Below are 19,879 nucleotides of genomic sequence, written 5' to 3'. Positions count from 1 at the left end.
CTTTAAACCCACCCTAAACCCGCCAAATGCGGGCCTTGAGCCCTCTGGTGGAGGCCGATCGTCGTATCGCACAATGCAGTGCCGCAGGTCACAGGCCTCTCTTCTGACGAGAGAGGTGGCCATGCGGCCGTGTGTGACCGATAAACTGGTCTCGGACGTCGTCGAGCGCAGCTCTCGGCCCGTCCATCAATGATCAGCCAGCAGCCGCTGCAACCACAGGGAGCGATGTGTCCCGCCGTCTCTTCACCTCGGAGTCCGTGACCGAGGGTCACCCCGACAAGATCGCTGACCAGATCAGCGACACCATTCTCGACGCGCTTCTGCGTGAGGACCCGACGTCCCGGGTCGCCGTCGAAACGCTCATCACCACCGGCCTCGTGCACGTCGCCGGTGAGGTCACGACCAAGGCGTACGCGCCGATCGCGCAGCTGGTGCGCGAGAAGATCCTCGAGATCGGATACGACTCCTCCAAGAAGGGCTTCGACGGCGCCTCCTGTGGCGTCTCGGTGTCCATCGGCGCGCAGTCCCCGGACATCGCGCAGGGCGTCGACACGGCGTACGAGAGCCGTGTCGAGGGCGACGAGGACGAGCTCGACCGGCAGGGCGCCGGTGACCAGGGCCTGATGTTCGGCTACGCCTGCGACGAGACCCCGGAGCTGATGCCGCTCCCGATCCACCTCGCGCACCGCCTCTCGCGCCGCCTCTCCGAGGTGCGCAAGAACGGGACCATCCCCTACCTGCGCCCCGACGGAAAGACCCAGGTCACCATCGAGTACGACGGCGACAAGGCCGTCCGCCTCGACACGGTCGTCGTCTCCTCGCAGCACGCGTCGGACATCGACCTGGAGTCGCTGCTCGCCCCCGACATCCGCGAGTTCGTCGTCGAGCCGGAGCTCAAGGCCCTGGTCGAGGACGGCATCAAGCTGGAGACCGAGGGCTACCGCCTCCTGGTCAACCCGACCGGCCGCTTCGAGATCGGCGGCCCGATGGGTGACGCGGGCCTGACCGGCCGCAAGATCATCATCGACACCTACGGCGGCATGTCCCGCCACGGCGGCGGCGCCTTCTCCGGCAAGGACCCGTCCAAGGTGGACCGCTCGGCGGCGTACGCGATGCGCTGGGTCGCCAAGAACGTGGTGGCCGCGGGCCTCGCCTCGCGCTGCGAGGTCCAGGTCGCCTACGCGATCGGCAAGGCCGAGCCGGTCGGTCTGTTCGTCGAGACCTTCGGCACCAACACCATCGACACGGACAAGATCGAGCAGGCCATCAGCGAGGTCTTCGACCTCCGCCCGGCCGCGATCATCCGCGACCTCGACCTGCTCCGCCCGATCTACTCCCAGACCGCCGCGTACGGCCACTTCGGCCGCTCGCTGCCGGAGTTCACGTGGGAGAAGACGGACCGCGTGGACGCGCTGCGGAAGGCCGCGGGTCTGGAGAGCTGATCTCCTGTCGCTTGTTCACCGAGGCCCGGTGCCCCTTAGCGGGGGCACCGGGCCTCGGTGCGTCAGCCGTCGGAGCCGTTCGGCATCGACACGTCGTCGTCCCCGTCGGGGTCTTGAGGCCCGAAGCGCCGCCGGATGTCGTCAACGACATCGGGCTTGTCGTGGGCGTGGGCAAGCTTGATGAGCCGCTCGACGAACAGGTCGTGCTCCGGGGCGTCGGGGGAGATGCCGAACCATTTCAGGAAGGCATCGACCGTGTCCGTGCCTGCCGCTTCGTCACTCGTTCCGGCCTCGTAGGGGATCGAGTCGTCGGCCCACCCGGTGGGGGATTGCTGTTCGCTGTCGGTCCCGAACGGTTCGGCGACGGAAAGGGGCGGTGATACGAGGTGCTCGAAGGGAGGCGCGACCACATCGTTGTTCGCCGCCGCCGACAGGCGGGCCAGCAGGCCAATCCGATCGACGGTGCCTTCGACTTCCTCGTCGTTGCGTGAAAGCCACCAGACGACAGCGCTGCCAGCGTCCTTGAGGACGTCATTGCCGAGGTAGGTCCTTTTGCTCCGTTCGTAGTTGCGTTCGTGCTCCCAGACGTCTTCGTCCTTACGGACGTCGGAGAGCTTGCTCAGGCGCTCGCGATCCTGTTCCGGCAGGCTCAGCGATACGTCTTGGGCCATGGCCAGCACACGGCCCGTGGGATCCATCCGCATGGTGCCCAGTGCCCCGTTGAGCTGGTGCTGCACGAATGCGCTTCGCGTGGGTGGCTGCCCTTCCGTGAGTTGCTGTGCTCGTTGAAGGATGGCGTTCACCGCCAGACCCGCGGGGTTGATGACCGGAGCGTCCTCTGGGGCTTCCAGTTCGGCCCAGAGAACGGTCGCGGCGAACGAGAAGTCGTAGTCAGGGGTGGCACTCGGCAGCGCGACGTGGGTGACCCGCCGCTCAGGGCGCTCCAGCGTGAAGAGTTCAGGCTGCGGCCCAGGGGCCGCGGCGGACGACACCTCGTCGGCGCCTCGGCTGAGGGCGTTGTGGGTGACGGCCGCGATGAGCAGCAACAGCATGGCTGTCGCGGGCCAGGCCCACGGCGGCCAGCTCGTGCTCAGGCCGAGGATGACAAGGATCAGCCCCAAGATGATGGTCACGAACAACGTCATGGTCTTCTGGCCGGAACGCATGGCGAACCCCCGATGTCCACGTCAGACGGCGTTTGGATACGACTCGATGCCTTGCTGGATATCGATCGCGTGGAGCAGGTGGTCGACGGTGTCCGCACGATCGGCGATGGCTCCGTCAGCCGCGTGCTGCCATGCCCGCGCGGCCCGGTAGAGACGCCCGGCAGTGCGGGAGTCCGCAGCGCAGGCAGCGGCCAGAACCTCAAGGATGTGGCCCCGATGCTCGGCGTACTCGATGCACGCGCTGAGCCAGTGGGGTAGGTACCCGGCCCACGACTCGTCCGGTCGGCGCAACGCCGCCGACCACCCCTGGGCCAGCAACGCCCGGACACGCGGCGAGCGGATGCGGCGGATGGGATCGGCCAGTGCGAGGAACAAGGCGCTGTCCCTCTCTGCCCATGAGTTCTGGTCCCTGTCCGTACTCAGCCGGGTGAGCATCAACTCATAGAGACGGTTCTCGGAGCGGGCCAGCGACAGAACCGCTTTCCGGGCGGCCACGCCGTCCCGGGCCTTGCCACGGCGCGCCAGGTGGTGAAGTCGTACCAGAGCTTGGTCAGGGTGGGTGGGTGCCATGGACTCCGAACAGACCAGCACGAGGGTGTGCCTCAGACGTTCGTTCGTGTCTGCCGCCGTGGACCAGTCGTAGATCTGTTGGCGGAAATAACGGCCGTGCTGGTCATCGGAGAGGCCGAGCGCCAGGAGTTGGGCCGCGTCCGGCAGGTAGCGCGGAGATGCGTCGGTGCGTGCCCACCGCTCCACAAGGGCCCTGAGGTCCTCCGGGCGCTGACAGCGCAGTCCCTGTTCAGCGAATCGGGCGACGGCCGCCTGCCGTTCGGCAGGTTCGAGGCCCGGCGAGGACATGCAGTCCCGGAACCAGTCGCGCAGCTGCCGCCTGACATCCGGCATGTACGTCCAGAAGTGGTCACGAACGGCGCTGTCATAGCCCGGTAGGGCGAAGGACACGCGGCCGTCGGCGTCGACCTCGGCACGCACAGCGGTGAACTCCGCGTACAGATCGGTGCGATCGAGCCGAGGAGTCTCGTCATGCGGGTGGCTCAAGGCTTTGAGCAGGGTGTTCGTGGCGGAGAGGATGGTGCTCGGTGGTGAGCCGTGGAACATGGCGAGGGACAGCAGCAGTGCCCGGCGGCGCCCACTTTCCTCGGCTGCGATGTCCGCGGCGACACGGCCGGCCTGGTCGTGCTCGTCGGCCAGGGCCGCGGTGAGCCACTGGGGGAAATCTCGATTCGCCCCATCGGTGTCGCGGTGCCGCCTGATCCCGTCGGCGAGTGCCGCCACCGTACGCAGTGGAGCGCGGGCCAGGTACTTCCTGAGCTCCTTGCCTTCGAGCTGTGTAGCGGTGGGTTCGATGTTCTCGCACCGCAGGTGCCTGGCGAGCACGCGCATGCCGCTGGGGCGGCCGATCTCGGCGCTGAGGTGCCTGAGGTCGTCGCGCAGCAGGTAGCCGAGGTGGCGCGGCAGCACTACGACGAGATGGGCGTCGAGCGGGCCGAGGCGGTCACGGAAGGCGAAGAGGTCCCGTTGGATCTCCACATACCGCGCCTCCTCTGCTTCCGACAGGTCCAGCAGGAGTCGGTCTCCGGCACTTACCTCGCGTGCGTCGAAGACGGAAGCAGCGGAGTCGTCCAGGGTGTCGGGCAATTCGTGAAGACTTCCCTGTGAGTCCGGGAGTTCGTGCAGCAACATCACAGCTGCCGCACGCCGACCGCTGCCGGGTGGGCCATCGAGCAGGACGACGCGAGCCTCTCGCAGCACCTCGCGGACCCTTGTGAATTGTGGTGGATCCACGAAACGTTGATAGAGGTGGATGCGGTCGGTCCGAGAGATGGTGCGGGGCCGACGTCCTGCCTGGTCACGGAGGCGGGATGTGGCCGCCGCCGCAGCCACGTAGAAGTTGTACTGAGGGCCCTCGCCTCCGTGTACCGAGCCGTGGGATTCGTGGACGTACGTACCGCCGTTCTCCGTCACCGCTCGCCTTTTCCGTGCGTGGGGCGGGTGCGAGGGCCGAACCGCTGGCGGACTGTGCCGTTGTCCCCTGTGTAGTAGGTGGTGCCGTCACCGTTCTCGTGGTGGTTGTTGACCATGTCGCCGCTGCCGGTGTGCATGGGGCTGTGGGATTCGCCGACGAACGTTCCGACTGAGCCGCCGACGTGCCCGATGCCACCACTCTGACGCTTGTTGTGGACGCTGGTGCGTTCGTCGGACTCATCACTGCGCTGGGTCGGCTCTTGCCTGTCCATTGCGGCCAGGCCGGGGACCTGCTGCACAAGGCGGTCGCCGAGGCTCACCAGGTCCGTGGCGAAGGTGCGCAGCTGGACGCGCGCGTACTGGCACACCGCCAATTGCGCGATGGTCTTGGGAAGGCGGTGGGGGTTGAGCTGTTCCAGCTTGCGTGCTGCCAGGACGGGGACGACGAGCACTCCTGAATCGAAGGCTTCCTCGATCTCGCGGCGCACCCAGTCCTGCGGGTTGGCCAAAGCCCGCCTGCCCGGATTCTTGGGATCCGGGGCATCGAGCCAGTGCTCGTCGACGATCACGAGCAGGACCCGGCTCCGGCGGACCGCCTGGGGTAACGCCTTAGTGAAGTCGTTCCCGACCCCGATGGATCCGCCGGCCAGGAAGATGCTGTCGGGGCCGAACCTGTCTGCCAGCGCCTGCTGGCACATGTAGGCGATCTCCTTGCCGCCCTTGGTGCGGAAGTTGATGAAGATCTCGTGCATGGCTGGACCTCTCTAGGAAGCGGTCGTGCAGGCGATCGCGTCGGCCAGATCGGGAGCGAGGGCACGCACCGACGGCCGGTCGCGGTGGCGTCCAAGCGTGTGGGAGAGCCGGCGCAGGTCGGCTGTCACCGTCGCGGAGCGGGTGAGACCTACGGACGTGAGGGCCTCGGACGCGATCTCACACGCGTGATCGACCTCGCCGGCTGCGGCGTGAGCGAGCGCACGCCGGACGTTGTGTCGGCCGCGTGTCCGGAAGGCATGTGCGGGAACGCGGCTGGTCTCCTTGTCGAGCAGCGCCGCTGCCTGTGCGGGGCGGCCCAAGTCGTAGAGGCACCAGCCGGTGAACATCGAGACCACGTCCGGTAGGTGCGAGGTACCGAGGACCGGCTGAGCAGGATCAGCCACGTCCCGCGCCAGCAGTTCACGGGCACGGTCGAGACTGCGCATGCAGGCTGTGTAGTCGCCCGCCACGGCGGCACTCTGCGCCAGGTGCTGCGCGGCAAGGCCACGCACGCGCGAGGACGCGTCACTGCGCAGCGCTTGCTCGGCGAGCTGGCCGGACTCAGTGACGTCTCCTCGGTACAGGCTGATGAGCGAGTGCCGGACGTTCGCGTAGGTCGCGAGGTCAGGGTCATCGCCGACGTCCGCGAGCCGCGCGGCGCGCTGGGTCCACCAGCGGGCCATCCCATCCTTGCCGCATTCCTGAGCCATCCATCCCGCGTACTCGGCGTAGCGTGACGCGATGAGCAGCAGGGCTCGCCGCGTATGGGGACCCGTGTGCGTGGCCAACTGCTCGAGGCTGTGAGCTTGTGCGGCAAGAGCGGGCAGCACCCCCGCGGGACCGGAAGCTTGACCGAGCTGCCGGAGCTGATCGAAGACCAAGCGGGCCGCATCCACGACCGTCGCTGCCGTCTCGTCGGGAGGCGGACTGACCAGACCGTCGCTCACTTGCAGAGCCAAGGCGGACGCCGCTCCCGCCGAGATCACTCGACGACGTGTCATTCTCTGGATGCTGCTTGAGCCGTCCTTGTCCACGTGCATCAACCACACCTCACTGTCGTGACCCGGACTGACCGGAGACGGATGGGATGAGCGGGCCGGGATCAGATCAGCGAGCGCGCCGTCGGCCTTGAGCTGGGCGTCGCATAGGCGTGCCAACTCGGGTGTGGGACGTTTGAGGCCCCGCTCGACCTTGCTGAGCTGGCTTTTGCTGTAGTGCACGCGCTGACCGAGCTGTTCCAGGGAGAGCCCGGCGTCCAGGCGCCTGCTGCGCAGTTCCCGTCCGAAGTTGCGTGTCTCTTCCGGCACTTCAACCTCCGTCACTCTCCGGCCGGTAGCCGGTGAGCGCCGGAATTCAGCGTCTGGCAGCCGACCGGTCCGAACAAGGCGAATGGAGCGTTTCCCGTTTCCTCATCCGGAGGGAACCCGACCTCTCCCCGGGTGTCGAGAAAGCGAAATCGGCCAGGCGGGTGCCCGTGCGGGGTGGGGACGGGCCGGTTGTCCCGCCGCCGTCGGTTGTCCGACCCGTCTGGTAGGAATTTGGCTGTGAGCAGCGAGAACGGGTCAGGTGGCGGGGCGGCGGGCGACGGGCCGGAGCAGCTTGCGCTCATTCGGGAGAGCGTGCGGAAGGCGAAGGCGCCGAAGGCCAAGCCGCGGACGTGGCGCGGGGCCGCGCTCGCCGAGCACCTGCCGGTGGCGCGGGTCGTCGTCGACAAGGGCGTGCTGCACCTCGACCGGTACTTCGACTACGCGGTGCCGCGGGAGCTCGACGAGCAGGCGCAGCCCGGGGTGCGGGTGCGCGTGCGCTTCGGCGCCGGTTCGCGGAACGTGCGCGAGGGGCGGCGCGAGGGCGGTGGCCTGATCGACGGCTTCCTGGTCGAGCGCGTCGCCGATTCGGACTACGGCGGACCGCTGGCGGCCATCGCCCAGGTCGTGTCGCCCGAGCCCGTGCTCGACGAGGAGCTGCTCGGGCTCGCCCGGGCGGTGGCCGACCGCTATGCGGGAAGCCTCGCGGACGTGCTGCAGCTGGCGATTCCGCCCCGGCACGCACGGGCCGAGGGGCGCCCCTCGCCGCCCGCCCCGGCGCCGCCTTCAGCGCCGGAGGCCGGGTCGTGGCGTCGGTATGCGCGCGGGCCCGAGTTCGTCGCGGCGCTCGCGGCGGGCGGGGCGCCCCGGGCCGTGTGGACCGCGCTTCCGGGGCCGCTGTGGGCCGAGGAGATCGCCCGGGCCGTGCGGGCGACGCTGGCTTCGGGGCGCGGCGCGCTCGTCGTCGTGCCCGCGGGGCGGCCCGCGGCCCGGGTGGACGCGGCGCTGCGGGCGCTGCTCGGCGAGGGGCAGCACGCGCTGCTGACCGCCGACGCGGGGCCGGAGCGGCGCTATCGGGAGTGGCTGGCCGTGCGGCGCGGGGCCGTCCGGGCCGTGGTGGGGACCCGGGCCGCCATGTTCGCGCCGGTGCGGAATCTGGGGCTCGTGGTCGTCTGGGACGACGGCGACGCCAGCCACAGTGACGACAACGCGCCGTTTCCGCACGTGCGGGAGGTCCTGGAGCTGCGGGCGTCGCGGGACAGGTGCGCCTTCCTCCTCGGGAGCTGGGGCTGCACGGTCGAGGCCGCGCAGCTCGTCGAGAGCGGCTGGGCCGTGCCCGTGGTGGCCGACCGGGAGCAGGTGCGGGCCGCGGCGCCGCTGGTGCGGACCGTGGGGGACGGCGACCTCGCGCGCGACGAGGCCGCCAGGGCGGCCCGGCTGCCGAGCCTGGCCTGGCAGATCGCCCGGGACGGGCTGAAGCACGGGCCGGTCCTCGTGCAGGTGCCCCGGCGCGGGTACGTACCGCGGCTCGCGTGCGAGCGGTGTCGGGAGCCCGCGCGGTGCCGGCACTGTGCGGGGCCGCTGGAGGCGCGCGGCGCCGGGGCCCTGGTGTGCGGCTGGTGCGGGCGGGACGAGGCGGCCTGGCACTGCCCCGAGTGCGGGGGCTTCCGGCTGCGCGCGCAGGTCGTGGGCGCGCGGCGGACCGCCGAGGAGCTGGGGCGGGCGTTTCCCGCGGTGCCGGTGCGGACCTCGGGTCGCGAGCAGGTGCTCGACACGGTGGGCGGGGCGCCCGCCCTGGTCGTGAGCACGCCGGGCGCGGAGCCCGTGGCCGAGGGGGGCTACGCCGCCGCGCTGCTCCTGGACGGCTGGGCCATGCTCGGCCGGCCGGACCTGCGGGCGGGCGAGGACGCGCTGCGGCGGTGGATCGGCGCCGCAGCGCTGGTCCGTGACCAGGGCGCGGGCGGCACGGTGGTGGTCGTCGCCGAGCCGACGCTGCGGCCGGTGCAGGCCCTGGTCCGGTGGGATCCGGTCGGGCACGCGGTGCGGGAGCTGTCCGAGCGGGCGGAGCTGGGCTTTCCGCCGGTGTCACGGATGGCATCCGTGACGGGCACCCCCGAGGCCCTCACCGAACTGCTCGCGCAGGCGGAGCTGCCGTCGGACGCCGAGATCCTCGGCCCCGTACCGGTCCCCGCCACCGACCCCGGCCGCCCCCGCCGCCCCGGCGACGCGCCACCGGGCGAGCACTGGGAGCGCGCCCTGGTGCGTGTGCCTCCCGGCAGCGGCGCGGCCCTGGCCCGCGCCCTCAAGACGGCGCAGGCCGCGCGGATGGCACGGGGGGTGGCGGCGCAGCAGGCGGTTCGGGTGCGGATCGATCCGGCGGACATCGGGTGACGGGGGCCGGTGGGGCTTCCGAGGGATGTCATGGCCGGGTGGTGGTGGGCTGGGCGTCCTGTCACAGGACACAGCGATGCCCCTCTGCCCGGGCCCGGGCAGAGGGGCATCGTGGACGTCAGCCGTTGCGCGGGCCGGGGAAGGCGCCAGGGCGGACGTCGTCACGGAGGCCGGGGCTGCCCGCGGTCGGCTGGGTCGGCATGGCACGGGCCGCGGGGACGGAGGGGAGGGGGGCGCCCACGGGGACCGTGCGGGTCGTGGCGGAGGGCTCGGTGGCGCGGTCCGGCTCGGCGGTCGTCGTGGTCTGCGCCGTGGTGCGGCGGGCGCCGTACCGGCGGTGGACCGCCTGCTTGGTGACGCCGAGCGCGGAGCCCACCGCGTCCCACGAGAAGCCAAGGGAGCGGTCGAAGTCGACCGCGGCGGTGACCAGCGTCTCGACGCTGTCCCGCAGTTCCTGGGCGAGGCGGACGGTCGGAGCGGGTGCGCGTCCGTACACGACGAAGCCCGCGGAGGGGCTGGAGCGACGCGGGCGGTAGACGTTGCCAAGCTGCGCGGTGAGGGTGCGCAGTGCGTCCACCTGCCGGCGGACCCGCTCGATGTCCCGTACCAGGAGGTGCAGGCTGGCCCGTGCCTGGGCGTCGTGGGTTGCGTGGTCGGCCATGAACAAGCCTCTCGAACCGGCGTTGAGGGATCGGGGTGTTGGGGAGTGGTCGGGGTGAGGGGGACGGGTGCGGGGACACGAAGTCACCGGGAACGGCGGGAACGGCGCGAACGGGGAGCAGGGAACGGGGAACGGCGGGGAATGAAGGAGAGGGCCGCGTGCGCGGCCCGTTCCGGTCAACCTTTTCTTGACCAACGCGCTACGTCGTAAGGGGTCACGGTCCCAGGGCGTATCCGCATATGCGCAGGGCGCGCGGGGGTGCGTACGCCCCCGGAGCGCCTCCCCGGTGTACCCTCCCGCGTCCCCGGGGCGGTGCCGGGACGGCTCGGGAGTGCGTTCCGGGGCGCGTTCCGCGAGCTCCGCCGCTCGGCTCGTCGGGCCTTCTTCCGGGACGGGTCCGTCAAGTCAGCTGAAATGGTGTCAAAAGGGTTCGTGCGCCGCCCCCAGAGGCGAGAACCGCGGCGGCCCATAGACTGGTGCGCTGCCGTCACCGCACGGCGCGCCGCCGCCGACAGCCGCCGCCGACCCCCAGAAATCCGAGGTAGCACCCAGTGAAGCTGGTCTTCGCAGGCACCCCCGAGGTCGCCGTCCCCGCCCTGGACGCCCTGATCGCCTCCGGCCGGCACGAGGTGGCCGCCGTCGTCACCCGCCCCGACGCCCCGGCGGGACGGGGCCGCAGGCTGGTCGCGAGCCCGGTCGCCGAGCGCGCGGAGGAGGCCGGGATCGAGGTGCTCAAGCCCGCGAAGCCGCGTGACGAGGAGTTCCTCGCCCGGCTCCGGGAGATCGCGCCCGACTGCTGCCCGGTGGTCGCCTACGGCGCGCTGCTGCCCAAGGCGGCCCTGGACGTCCCCGCCCGCGGCTGGGTCAACCTGCACTTCTCGCTGCTGCCCGCCTGGCGCGGCGCGGCCCCGGTGCAGCACTCCATCATGGCCGGTGACGAGATCACCGGCGCCTCGACCTTCCTGATCGAGGAGGGCCTGGACTCCGGCCCCGTGTACGGCACGGTCACCGAGGAGATCCGCCCCACCGACACCAGCGGTGACCTGCTGACCCGTCTCGCGTTCGCGGGTTCGGGGCTGCTCGCCGCGACCATGGACGGCATCGAGGACGGCTCGCTGACCGCCCTTCCGCAGCCCGCCGACGGCGTCACCCTCGCACCGAAGATCACGGTCGAGGACGCGCGCGTCGACTGGGCGACGCCCGCGCTCCGCGTGGACCGCGTGGTGCGCGGCTGCACCCCCGCGCCGGGCGCCTGGACCGTCTTCCGCGGCGAGCGCCTCAAGCTGATCCAGGCCGTGCCGGTGCCGGACCGCACCGACCTCGCGCCCGGTGAGCTCTCCGTCGGCAAGAAGAACCTGTACGTCGGCACGGGTTCGTACGCCGTGGAGCTGCTGTGGGTGCAGGCGCAGGGCAAGAAGCCGATGGCCGCCGCCGACTGGGCCCGCGGGGTGCGGATCGCCCCGGGTGAGACCTTGGGCGCGGGCGACGTACGCTGAACTGGTCCGTCCGTCGGCCCGCAGCGGGCCGACGGCCTTGGCGGACGTCGGATCCTCACAGCGGAGCACCTTTGAACGACCAGCCGAGCCGCCGTCCTCGCACCCAGGCGAACCCCGGGAAGTCCGGGAAGCCCGGCAGGCCCCACAAGCCCTACCGGCGCCCGCAGAAGGACCCCGTGCGCTTCCTCGCCTTCGAGGCGCTGCGGGCCGTGGACGAACGCGACGCGTACGCGAACCTGGTCCTTCCGCCCCTGCTGCGCAAGGCCCGTGACAAGGGCGACTTCGACGCCCGGGACGCGGCCCTCGCCACGGAGCTGGTCTACGGCACGCTGCGCCGCCAGGGCACGTACGACGCGATCGTCGCGGCCTGCATCGACCGGCCGCTGCGCGAGGTCGACCCGCCCGTGCTCGACGTGCTGAACCTGGGCGTGCACCAGCTGCTCGGCACCCGCATCCCCACGCACGCCGCCGTGTCCGCGTCCGTGGAGCTGGCGCGCGTGGTCCTCGGCGACGGACGGGCCAAGTTCGTCAACGCGGTGCTGCGCAAGGTCGCGGGCGACGACCTCGACGGCTGGCTGGAGAAGGTCGCACCGCCGTACGACGACGACCCCGAGGACCATCTCGCCGTGGTGCATTCGCATCCGCGATGGGTCGTCTCGGCGCTGTGGGACGCGCTCGGCGGCGGCAGGGCCGGCATCGAGGACCTGCTCGAAGCCGACAACGAACGGCCCGAGGTGACCCTGGTGGCCCGGCCCGGCCGGTCCACGGCCGCCGAGCTGCTCGACGCGCTCGGCACCGAGGCCGCCGTGCCGGGGCGCTGGTCGCCGTACGCCGTGCGGCTCGCCGAGGGCGGCGAGCCCGGGCGGATCGACGCGGTCCGCGAGGGGCGCGCCGGGGTGCAGGACGAGGGCAGTCAGCTCGTCGCCCGCGCCCTCGCGGACGTGCCGATCGAGGGTCCTGACACGAAGTGGCTCGACGGGTGCGCGGGGCCCGGTGGCAAGGCCGCGCTGCTCGCGGGGCTCGCGGCCGAGCGCGGGGCGGTCCTGCTCGCCTCCGAGAAGCAGCCCCACCGGGCCGGGCTCGTGGGCCAGGCCCTCGCGGGGAACCCCGGCCCTTACCAGGTCATCGCGGCCGACGGCACGCGTCCGCCGTGGCGGCCCGGCACCTTCGACCGGGTCCTCATGGATGTGCCCTGCACCGGCCTCGGCGCGCTGCGGCGGCGGCCCGAGGCGCGGTGGCGGCGGCGCCCCGAGGACCTGGAAGGGTTCGCTCCGCTACAGCGGTCGCTGCTCCGAAAGGCGTTGGAGTCCGTGCGCGTGGGCGGCGTCGTCGGGTACGCCACGTGTTCGCCGCACCTCGCGGAGACCCGGGCCGTCGTGGACGACGTGCTCAAGCAGGGGGACGGCGGCGCCGAGCTGGTCGACGCGCGGCCGCTGTTCCCCGGGGTCGCAGGCCTTGGCGACGGGCCCGATGTGCAGCTGTGGCCTCACGTGCACGGTACGGACGCGATGTACTTGGCGGTCATCCGGCGTACGGGGTGACCCTGGGGCCCGTTCGGCGCGCCGCGCGCCCGTCCTCAGACGTCGGACGGGCTCGCATCTCCCGGTGGGCTCGATCGCTTCGGCTGTTCCTCGGCCAGGGCGTGCGGCCACCAGATCCTCGGGCCGACGTCCAGGAACAGGCTGGTGACCAGGATCGAGCGGACGACGAAGGTGTCCAGGAGGACGCCCAGGGCGACCGCGAAGCCCACTTCCACGAAGGCGACCATCGGGATCGTGCCGAGGACGGCGAAGGTGCCCGCGAGGACCAGGCCCGCCGAGGTGATCACCGCGCCGGTGGCTGCCAGTCCCGTCACGACGCCGGTGCGGGTGCCGTGCGTGCCCGCGTCCTCGCGGATGCGGGTGGTCAGGAAGATGTTGTAGTCGATGCCCAGGGCCACGAGGAAGACGAAGACGAACAGCGGGAAGTCCGTCGACTCCCCGGGGAAGTCGAAGACGTGGCGGAAGACGAGCGCGCTGATGCCGAGGGCCGTGGAGAAGGACAGGACCACGGTGGCGATGAGGAGCAGCGGCGCCACGATCGCCCGGAGCAGCACGCCGAGGATCAGCAGGACCACCACGAGCACGAGCGGGATGACCAGTTTGTCGTCGTGGATCGTGGCCTTGTCCATGTCGAGCAGCGTGGCCGTGCCGCCGCCGATCTTCGCATCCGCGTCGGGTACGTCGTGGACGGCGTCCCGCACCCGTTCGACGGTGTCCTTGGCCGCCTCGCTGTCGGACGGGTCCGTGAGGGTCGCCTCGTACAGGACCTTGCCGTCGTGTTCGGGTTTCGTGCCGGGCGGCACGGCCACCGTCGCCGGGTCCACGCCGCGGGTGCCGCTCACGACGCGGCCGACGTCCTCGGCCTTGGCCTTGTCGGCGACCACGACCAGGGGGTCGCCGCTGCCCGCCGGGAAGTAGTCCGCCGAGACCTCCTGGCCGGTGACGGAGTCGGGCTTGTCGAGGAAAGCGTCCTCGTTGCTGACGCCCGCCGCGCGCAGCTGCGTCAGGCCGAGGGCCAGTGCCGCGAGCGCCATCGCGGTGACGACCCACGTCACGCGGGGGCGGCGCGCGATGCGGCGGCCCATGCGCGCCCACACGCCCTTCTCCGCGGGGTCGGCGGTGCCGTGGCGCGGGATCTTCGGCCAGAACAGCCAGCGGCCGCAGATCACGAGCAGGGCGGGGAACAGCGACAGCATCACGAGCAGCGCGACGCCCACACCGATGGCGGCGACGGGACCAAGGCCGCGGGTGGAGTTCATCTCGGCCACGAGCAGCACCAGCATGCTCAGGACGACCGTCGCGCTGGAGGCGATGACGGCGGGCCCCGCCCGGTGCAGGGCGAGGGCCATCGCCTCGTGCCGGTCCTCGTGGCGGCGCAGCTCCTCGCGGTAGCGGGCGACCAGGAGCAGGGCGTAGTCCGTCCCCGCGCCGAAGACGAGCACGGTGAGGATGCCCGCGCTCTGGCCGTTGACCGTCAGGCCCGCGTGCTCGGCTAGCACGTAGATCAGCGCCTGGGCGACGAAGAGCGAGACGACCGCGGAGAACAGCGGGACGAGCAGGAGGACGGGGCTGCGATAGGTGATCAGGAGCGCCACCACGACGACGGCGCCCGCGGAGAGCAGGAGCGTCGAGTCGATGTCGGCGAAGGCCTTTGAGAACTCCGCATTGATCCCGGCCGGGCCGGTGACGTAGACGTCCAGGCCGTCGGCGCTCTCGCCCACCGCGTCGCGCACGTCGTCGACGGCGTCCGGCAGGTCGTTGTAGGTGTCGTTGTTCACCGTGAGCGGCACGTACACCTGGGCCGCGCGGGCCTCGCCGCCCTTCTTGCCGCCGTCCTTCCTGTCGAAGGCCGGGCCGCGGGTCTCGTCCCCGCGGATCCAGTGGGAGCGCAGCTGCTTGATCCCGCCGACGCCCTTGTCGATGCGCTCGCGGTCCGCGGCCGTCAAGGGGCCGCCCTCGCGCGCGTACACGACGACCATCGGCATCGTCTCGGGCCTGAACTCCTCGGAGATGTCCAGGACTTGGGTGGATTCGGCGGACCGCGGCACCCAGGACGAGGTGGTGTTGTCCTGCTCGTCGGCGAGCTTCTGCGCGAACGGCGCCGCGACGACGAGGACGACCAGCCAGAACCCGAGCACCAGCCACTTGACGCGCGGCCCGCACACCAGCCACGCCACCCCCTGGCGGGCCTGGCCCCGCTCGCGCTGCGTTCTCGGCGTTCCTGGCATAGGTGCCCCCTGCCGCCCCACGCGCTGCCGGTGGACGGCCAGCATGGCACGCGCCGTGCGGGTGCGGGAGGGCGCGAGGGGACGGCCCGCGCACCGCGGCGGGACCGGGGCGGGCAACCACCGCCGGGCATGGCAGGCTTGGGGGCATGGCCCCGCAGATCAACCCCAGCATCCTGTCCGCCGACTTCGCCCGCCTCGCCGAGGAGGCGAAGGCCGTCGAGGGCGCGGACTGGCTCCATGTCGACGTCATGGACAACCACTTCGTGCCGAACCTCACCCTCGGGGTGCCGGTCGTAGAGTCCCTGGCCCGTGCGACGGACACGCCGCTGGACTGCCATCTGATGATGGAGGACCCGGATCGCTGGGCCCCGCAGTACGTCGAAGCGGGTGCCGGGTCGGTCACCTTCCACGCGGAGGCCGCCGCGGCGCCCGTCCGGCTCGCCCGCGAGATCCGCGCCAAGGGCGCCCGCGCCTCCATGGCGCTCAAGCCCGCGACGCCCGTCGAGCCGTACGAGGACCTGCTCCCCGAGCTCGACATGCTGCTGATCATGACGGTCGAGCCCGGCTTCGGCGGCCAGGCCTTCCTCGACATCATGCTCCCCAAGATCCGCCGCACCCGTGAGCTCATCGGCAAGCACGGCCTCGACCTGTGGCTCCAGGTCGACGGCGGCGTCTCGGCCGCCACCATCGAGCGCTGCGCCGAGGCGGGCGCCGACGTCTTCGTCGCCGGATCCGCCGTGTACGGCGCCGAGGACCCGGCCGAGGCGGTCCGCTCCCTGCGCGCCCAGGCCGCGGCCACGACGGCGACCGCCGGATGGGCGTGCGGTCACTGAGCCCCCCTGCGGCCAACGGCTTGGCCACGGGAACGTGAACGCGGCCCATCGAGGCTGATCAAGTACGCCGGATCTGCGAGGATGAACAGCGAATCCAGGTGTACGAATGTCGTGAACAGCAGTGAGCAGTGAGGAGAGCGCCGTGTCGGCCATGTCGGCGGGTCGGTCAGCCATGCGGATGGGACCCGCGGAGCTGGTGCAGGCGGCGGCCATGGCCCGCCGCTTCTATCTCGAGGGCAAGTCCAAGATCCAGATCGCCGAGGAGTTCGGCGTCAGCCGCTTCAAGGTGGCCCGGGTCCTGGAGACCGCTCTCGAACGGGACCTTGTACGGATCGAGATCCGCGTGCCCGCGGAGCTGGACGCCGAGCGCTCCGACGCGCTCCGCGCCCGCTACGGCCTGCGGCACGCCGTCGTCGTCGAATCGCCGTCCTCCACGGACGACGTCGACGAGTCGCCCGACCCGGAGAACCTCGGCGAGGTCGCGGCGGGCCTGCTCGGCGAGCTGGTGGCCGAGGGCGACGTCCTCGGCCTCGCGTGGGGCCGCTCGACCATCAACATGGCGGCGGCCCTCGAAGCGCTGCCGCCGTGCACCGTCGTGCAGCTGACGGGCGTGTACGACGCGGGCACCGCGGAGCGCGGCTCCGTCGAGGCCGTGCGCCGCGCCGCCCAGGTCTCCGGCGGCGACGCCCACCCCATCTACGCGCCGATGCTCCTGCCGGACGCGGCGACGGCCACCGCCCTGCGGCACCAGACGGGCATCGCCCGCGCCTTCGAGTACTTCGACAAGGTGACCGTCGCCGCGGTGTCCATCGGCTCCTGGGAGCCGGGCATCTCCACGGTGCACGACATGCTCACGGACGAGGAGCGGGCGCACTACGCCTCGCTCGGCGTCGCCGCCGAGATGTCCGCGCACCTCTTCGACGCCGAGGGCCGCCGCGTCGGGCGCGACCTCGGCGAGCGCTGCATCACCGTCGAGGCGGACCGGCTGCGCCGCATCCCGGAGGTCGTCGCGATCGCCGGAGGCCAGCGCAAGGCCGCGGCCATCGACGCGGTGCTCCGCTCCGGGCTCGTGACCAGCCTGGTCACGGACACGGCGGCGGCCGACCACCTCCTGGAGGCGGGTCCGGCGCCGCGCCCCGCGCTCGACCGCGCGGACCCGGACGGGGTCTGACCCGCGGCGGGACGACCAGGGGCCCGGTGGTGTCCGGCGTCCGGACGCCGGCGCGTGCCGGTGCGCGGAGGCTGTGGCAGCATCGGGCCCATGATCATTCGGTCGGCGGGGCGCGTCCTGTGCGCGCTGCTCGTCTGTCTCGCGGCCCTCGCGATGGGCTGCGGCACCCAGCGGGACAGCGGCGCGGCACGCGACGGCGGCGCGGCCTCGACGCCCGCCTGGGCGCGCGGCATGCCGACCGTCACGGTCGACCGGCTGCCCGCCGAGGCCCGCAGGACCCTGCGCCTCATCGACGAGGGCGGCCCCTTCCCGTACCCGAAGGACGGCACCGTCTTCGGCAACTTCGAGGGCCGGCTGCCCCGTGAGCCGCGCGGCTACTACCGCGAGTACACCGTCCGTACGCCGGGAGAGCGCGGCCGCGGCGCCCGGCGCCTGGTCACAGGCCGCGAGCACGAGACGTACTACACGGACGACCACTACGCGTCGTTCAAGGCGGTGCTGAGATGACGGAGGCACGAGCGTGACGACGGGTGACTGGGCGGGCGGGGACCCCGCGGCGGCGGACGGCGGCTCACCGGGGGCGCTCGCGGGAGTGCTCGGGGCCGTGCGCGGCACCGGGTGGAGCACCGTCGCCCTGGAGCTGGGCGGCGTCCGGGACAAGGACGCCTTCATGGAGCGGTGCGCCACCGCGTTCGCGCTGCCGGGGTGGTTCGGGCGCAACTGGGACGCGCTGGCCGACTGTCTGACGGACCTGTCGTGGCAGGGGCCCGCCCAGGGGCGCCTGGTGGCCGTCACCGGCTGGCAGGAGTACGCGCGCGCGGCACCCGGCGACTGGGAGATCGCGCAGGACGTCTTCGCCGCGGCGGTCGAGCACTGGCGGGACACGGACACGGCACTGGAGATCGTGCTGGCGCTGGGTCCTTCGGACTGACGGCGTACGCCGGACCGGGGCCTGCCCGTCGCGGGTGCCCGGTCCGCACCGCACTCTCCACCGGATCGGGCAGGGCGTACAGGGCGAAGCCGCTGTGCCCGTGCTGGGCAGCACCGAGCGCGTCGAGGCGGCGACGGCCGAAGATCCGGCCGGAACCGAACCGTCGCCATCTTGGAGGATCTGACCAGGGGGTTCCCGCGCCCCCTGGGTGATCGTCCCAGGCGGCGCAATCGGTTGGGCATGGGACAATGAAGTACGTGCTTTTCCCCCGGCTGTCCGGTTCGGGGGCCACCTCTGATCGACTGGGATGAGCAGCACGTGCGTTTCCTCAATGACATTCAGCCTGCGTACGACCTGACGTACGACGACGTCTTCATGGTCCCGAGGCGCTCCGCCGTCGGCTCCCGCCAGGGTGTCGACCTCGCCTCGCCCGACGGCACCGGCACCACGATCCCGCTGGTCGTCGCCAACATGACGGCGATCGCGGGCCGTCGCATGGCCGAGACCGTCGCCCGGCGCGGCGGCCTCGTCGTCATCCCGCAGGACATCCCGATCGAGGTCGTTACCGAGGTCATCTCCTGGGTGAAGACGCGCCACCACGTCCTGGACACCCCGATCGTCCTCACGCCGTCGCAGACCGTCGCGGACGCGCTCGCGCTGCTGCCCAAGCGTGCGCACAACGCGGGCGTCGTGGTGGACGCGGACCACAAGCCGGTCGGCGTGGTCACGGACGCGGACCTGAGCGGCGTCGACCGCTTCACGCAGCTGGCCGAGGTCATGTCCAAGGACCTGGTGCTGCTCGACGCGGACATCGACCCGCGCGACGCGTTCAACAAGCTGGACGGCGCCAACCGCCGCTACGCGCCCGCCGTGGACAAGGACGGCCGCCTCGCGGGCATCCTCACCCGCACCGGCGCCCTGCGCGCGACCCTCTACAAGCCCGCCCTGGACGCGGACGGCAAGCTGCGCATCGCCGCCGCCGTCGGCATCAACGGCGACGTGGCGGGCAAGGCCAAGCAGCTGCTCGACGCGGGCGTCGACACGCTCGTCGTGGACACCGCGCACGGCCACCAGGAGTCGATGATCGCCGCGGTCAAGGCCGTGCGCGCGCTCGACCCGCAGGTGCCGATCGTGGCGGGCAACATCGTCGCCGCCGAGGGCGTGCGCGACCTGATCGAGGCCGGTGCCGACATCATCAAGGTCGGCGTGGGCCCCGGCGCCATGTGCACCACCCGCATGATGACCGGCGTCGGCCGTCCGCAGTTCTCCGCCGTCCTGGAGTGCGCCGCCGAGGCCAAGAAGTTCGGCAAGCACGTGTGGGCCGACGGCGGTGTCCGCCACCCGCGCGACGTCGCCATGGCGCTCGCCGCCGGCGCGTCGAACGTCATGGTCGGCTCCTGGTTCGCGGGCACGTTCGAGTCCCCGGGCGACCTCCAGCACGACGCCCAGGGGCGCGCCTACAAGGAGTCCTTCGGCATGGCCTCGGCCCGTGCCGTGCGCAACCGCACGTCCGACGAGTCGGCGTACGACCGCGCCCGCAAGGCGCTCTTCGAGGAGGGCATCTCGACCTCCCGCATGTTCCTCGACCCGGCCCGTCCGGGCGTCGAGGACCTGATCGACTCGATCATCGCGGGCGTCCGCTCCTCCTGCACCTACGCGGGCGCCGGCTCCCTCGAGGAGTTCGCCGACAAGGCCACCGTCGGCATCCAGAGCGCCGCCGGATACGCCGAGGGCAAGCCGCTGCACGCCAGCTGGAGCTGACCTCCCGGCCCTTCGGGCCAACTCATCGACGGCCCCCGCGAGTTCGCTCGCGGGGGCCGTCGGCGTTGCGCGCAGGGGTCGGAAAGATCACAAACGGAATACGGATCGGTCGACGCACGGGATACGGGGGTCGTGCCGGTGGCGGCCGGAGCGGAAACAAACGGAATCCCCGGAGGGGGGCAAAACGGGCGTCACGCAACGGACGAAAGGGGCGGCGC

General features: G+C 71.9%; 15 protein-coding genes. 9 read left to right on the top strand and 6 right to left on the bottom strand.

Going from position 1 to position 19,879, the window contains the following annotated elements; translation table 11 throughout:
* Positions 1 to 227: 227 nt before the first annotated feature.
* A complete protein-coding gene (metK, locus tag CP982_RS08665; RefSeq protein WP_144002349.1) occupies positions 228 to 1,442 on the top strand; it encodes a methionine adenosyltransferase in 1,215 nt (404 codons plus the stop codon).
* A 62-nt stretch (positions 1,443 to 1,504) separates the two neighbouring features.
* On the opposite strand, the gene CP982_RS08660 is transcribed toward metK, so the two are convergent.
* The 4 genes from CP982_RS08660 to CP982_RS08645 all read right to left on the bottom strand — a co-directional run bounded on the left by CP982_RS08660 (position 1,505) and on the right by CP982_RS08645 (position 6,666).
* Positions 1,505 to 2,608, bottom strand: coding sequence for a hypothetical protein (locus CP982_RS08660; RefSeq protein WP_150509984.1), 1,104 nt, complete (start codon positions 2,606 to 2,608; stop codon positions 1,505 to 1,507).
* 21 nt (positions 2,609 to 2,629) lie between these two features.
* Positions 2,630 to 4,264, bottom strand: coding sequence for a hypothetical protein (locus CP982_RS08655; RefSeq protein ID WP_150509983.1), 1,635 nt, complete (start codon positions 4,262 to 4,264; stop codon positions 2,630 to 2,632).
* Between the two features lie 323 nt (positions 4,265 to 4,587).
* Complete coding sequence (locus CP982_RS08650) at positions 4,588 to 5,343, bottom strand: toll/interleukin-1 receptor domain-containing protein (protein WP_150509982.1); 756 nt, start codon at positions 5,341 to 5,343, stop codon at positions 4,588 to 4,590.
* 12 nt (positions 5,344 to 5,355) lie between these two features.
* On the bottom strand, positions 5,356 to 6,666 hold the full coding sequence (locus CP982_RS08645; protein ID WP_229879020.1) for a helix-turn-helix domain-containing protein: 1,311 nt from the start codon (positions 6,664 to 6,666) through the stop codon (positions 5,356 to 5,358).
* 222 nt (positions 6,667 to 6,888) lie between these two features.
* On the opposite strand from CP982_RS08645, the gene CP982_RS08640 reads away from it, so the two are divergent.
* The gene (locus tag CP982_RS08640; RefSeq protein ID WP_150509981.1) at positions 6,889 to 9,039 is read left to right on the top strand and encodes a primosomal protein N'; all 2,151 of its coding nucleotides are present in this window, start codon (positions 6,889 to 6,891) and stop codon (positions 9,037 to 9,039) included.
* Between the two features lie 118 nt (positions 9,040 to 9,157).
* On the opposite strand, the gene CP982_RS08635 is transcribed toward CP982_RS08640, so the two are convergent.
* The gene (locus CP982_RS08635) at positions 9,158 to 9,700 is read right to left on the bottom strand and encodes a hypothetical protein (RefSeq protein WP_144002339.1); all 543 of its coding nucleotides are present in this window, start codon (positions 9,698 to 9,700) and stop codon (positions 9,158 to 9,160) included.
* A gap of 551 nt (positions 9,701 to 10,251) precedes the next feature.
* Between CP982_RS08635 and fmt the strand changes: the two genes are divergently transcribed.
* Together fmt and CP982_RS08625 are read left to right on the top strand one after the other, a co-directional pair.
* Entirely contained in the window at positions 10,252 to 11,196 is a 945-nt protein-coding gene (fmt, locus tag CP982_RS08630) for a methionyl-tRNA formyltransferase (protein ID WP_150509980.1), read from the top strand.
* A gap of 71 nt (positions 11,197 to 11,267) precedes the next feature.
* Positions 11,268 to 12,737, top strand: coding sequence for an RsmB/NOP family class I SAM-dependent RNA methyltransferase (locus CP982_RS08625; RefSeq protein ID WP_150509979.1), 1,470 nt, complete (start codon positions 11,268 to 11,270; stop codon positions 12,735 to 12,737).
* Between the two features lie 35 nt (positions 12,738 to 12,772).
* Here the strand turns inward: CP982_RS08625 and CP982_RS08620 are convergent, their stop codons facing one another.
* Entirely contained in the window at positions 12,773 to 14,965 is a 2,193-nt protein-coding gene (locus CP982_RS08620) for an MMPL family transporter (RefSeq protein WP_150509978.1), read from the bottom strand.
* 146 nt (positions 14,966 to 15,111) lie between these two features.
* Here CP982_RS08620 and rpe point away from each other — a divergent pair, with 146 nt between their 5' ends.
* From rpe to CP982_RS08595, 5 genes are all read left to right on the top strand, one after another.
* Positions 15,112 to 15,798 carry a ribulose-phosphate 3-epimerase gene (gene rpe, locus CP982_RS08615; protein WP_150509977.1) on the top strand — a complete coding sequence of 229 codons (687 nt, stop codon included), beginning with the start codon at positions 15,112 to 15,114 and terminating at the stop codon, positions 15,796 to 15,798.
* A gap of 172 nt (positions 15,799 to 15,970) precedes the next feature.
* The gene (locus tag CP982_RS08610; RefSeq protein ID WP_229879019.1) at positions 15,971 to 16,969 is read left to right on the top strand and encodes a sugar-binding transcriptional regulator; all 999 of its coding nucleotides are present in this window, start codon (positions 15,971 to 15,973) and stop codon (positions 16,967 to 16,969) included.
* Positions 16,970 to 17,059: 90 nt separating this feature from the next.
* Positions 17,060 to 17,476, top strand: a complete 417-nt coding sequence (locus CP982_RS08605; protein ID WP_150509976.1) for a guanyl-specific ribonuclease — start codon at positions 17,060 to 17,062, stop codon at positions 17,474 to 17,476.
* Between the two features lie 13 nt (positions 17,477 to 17,489).
* Entirely contained in the window at positions 17,490 to 17,900 is a 411-nt protein-coding gene (locus CP982_RS08600) for a barstar family protein (protein ID WP_150509975.1), read from the top strand.
* A 318-nt stretch (positions 17,901 to 18,218) separates the two neighbouring features.
* On the top strand, positions 18,219 to 19,661 hold the full coding sequence (locus CP982_RS08595; protein WP_150509974.1) for a GuaB1 family IMP dehydrogenase-related protein: 1,443 nt from the start codon (positions 18,219 to 18,221) through the stop codon (positions 19,659 to 19,661).
* Positions 19,662 to 19,879: the final 218 nt, after the last annotated feature.

Origin of the sequence: Streptomyces spectabilis (assembly GCF_008704795.1) — a bacterium.
In the GTDB taxonomy this organism is placed as follows: Bacteria; Actinomycetota; Actinomycetes; order Streptomycetales; family Streptomycetaceae; genus Streptomyces; species Streptomyces spectabilis.
The sequence above is the reverse complement of the archived record's forward strand: the minus strand, read 5'-3'. Positions and strand labels throughout refer to the sequence as shown.

Coding starts and splice junctions, on each gene's coding strand:
- CP982_RS08660 (WP_150509984.1), bottom strand. CDS start 2,608: ATGCGTTCCGGCCAGAAGACCATGACGTTGTTCGTGACCATCATCTTG.
- CP982_RS08650 (WP_150509982.1), bottom strand. CDS start 5,343: ATGCACGAGATCTTCATCAACTTCCGCACCAAGGGCGGCAAGGAGATC.
- CP982_RS08635 (WP_144002339.1), bottom strand. CDS start 9,700: ATGGCCGACCACGCAACCCACGACGCCCAGGCACGGGCCAGCCTGCAC.
- CP982_RS08620 (WP_150509978.1), bottom strand. CDS start 14,965: ATGCCAGGAACGCCGAGAACGCAGCGCGAGCGGGGCCAGGCCCGCCAG.
- rpe (WP_150509977.1), top strand. CDS start 15,112: ATGGCCCCGCAGATCAACCCCAGCATCCTGTCCGCCGACTTCGCCCGC.
- CP982_RS08610 (WP_229879019.1), top strand. CDS start 15,971: ATGCGGATGGGACCCGCGGAGCTGGTGCAGGCGGCGGCCATGGCCCGC.
- CP982_RS08605 (WP_150509976.1), top strand. CDS start 17,060: ATGATCATTCGGTCGGCGGGGCGCGTCCTGTGCGCGCTGCTCGTCTGT.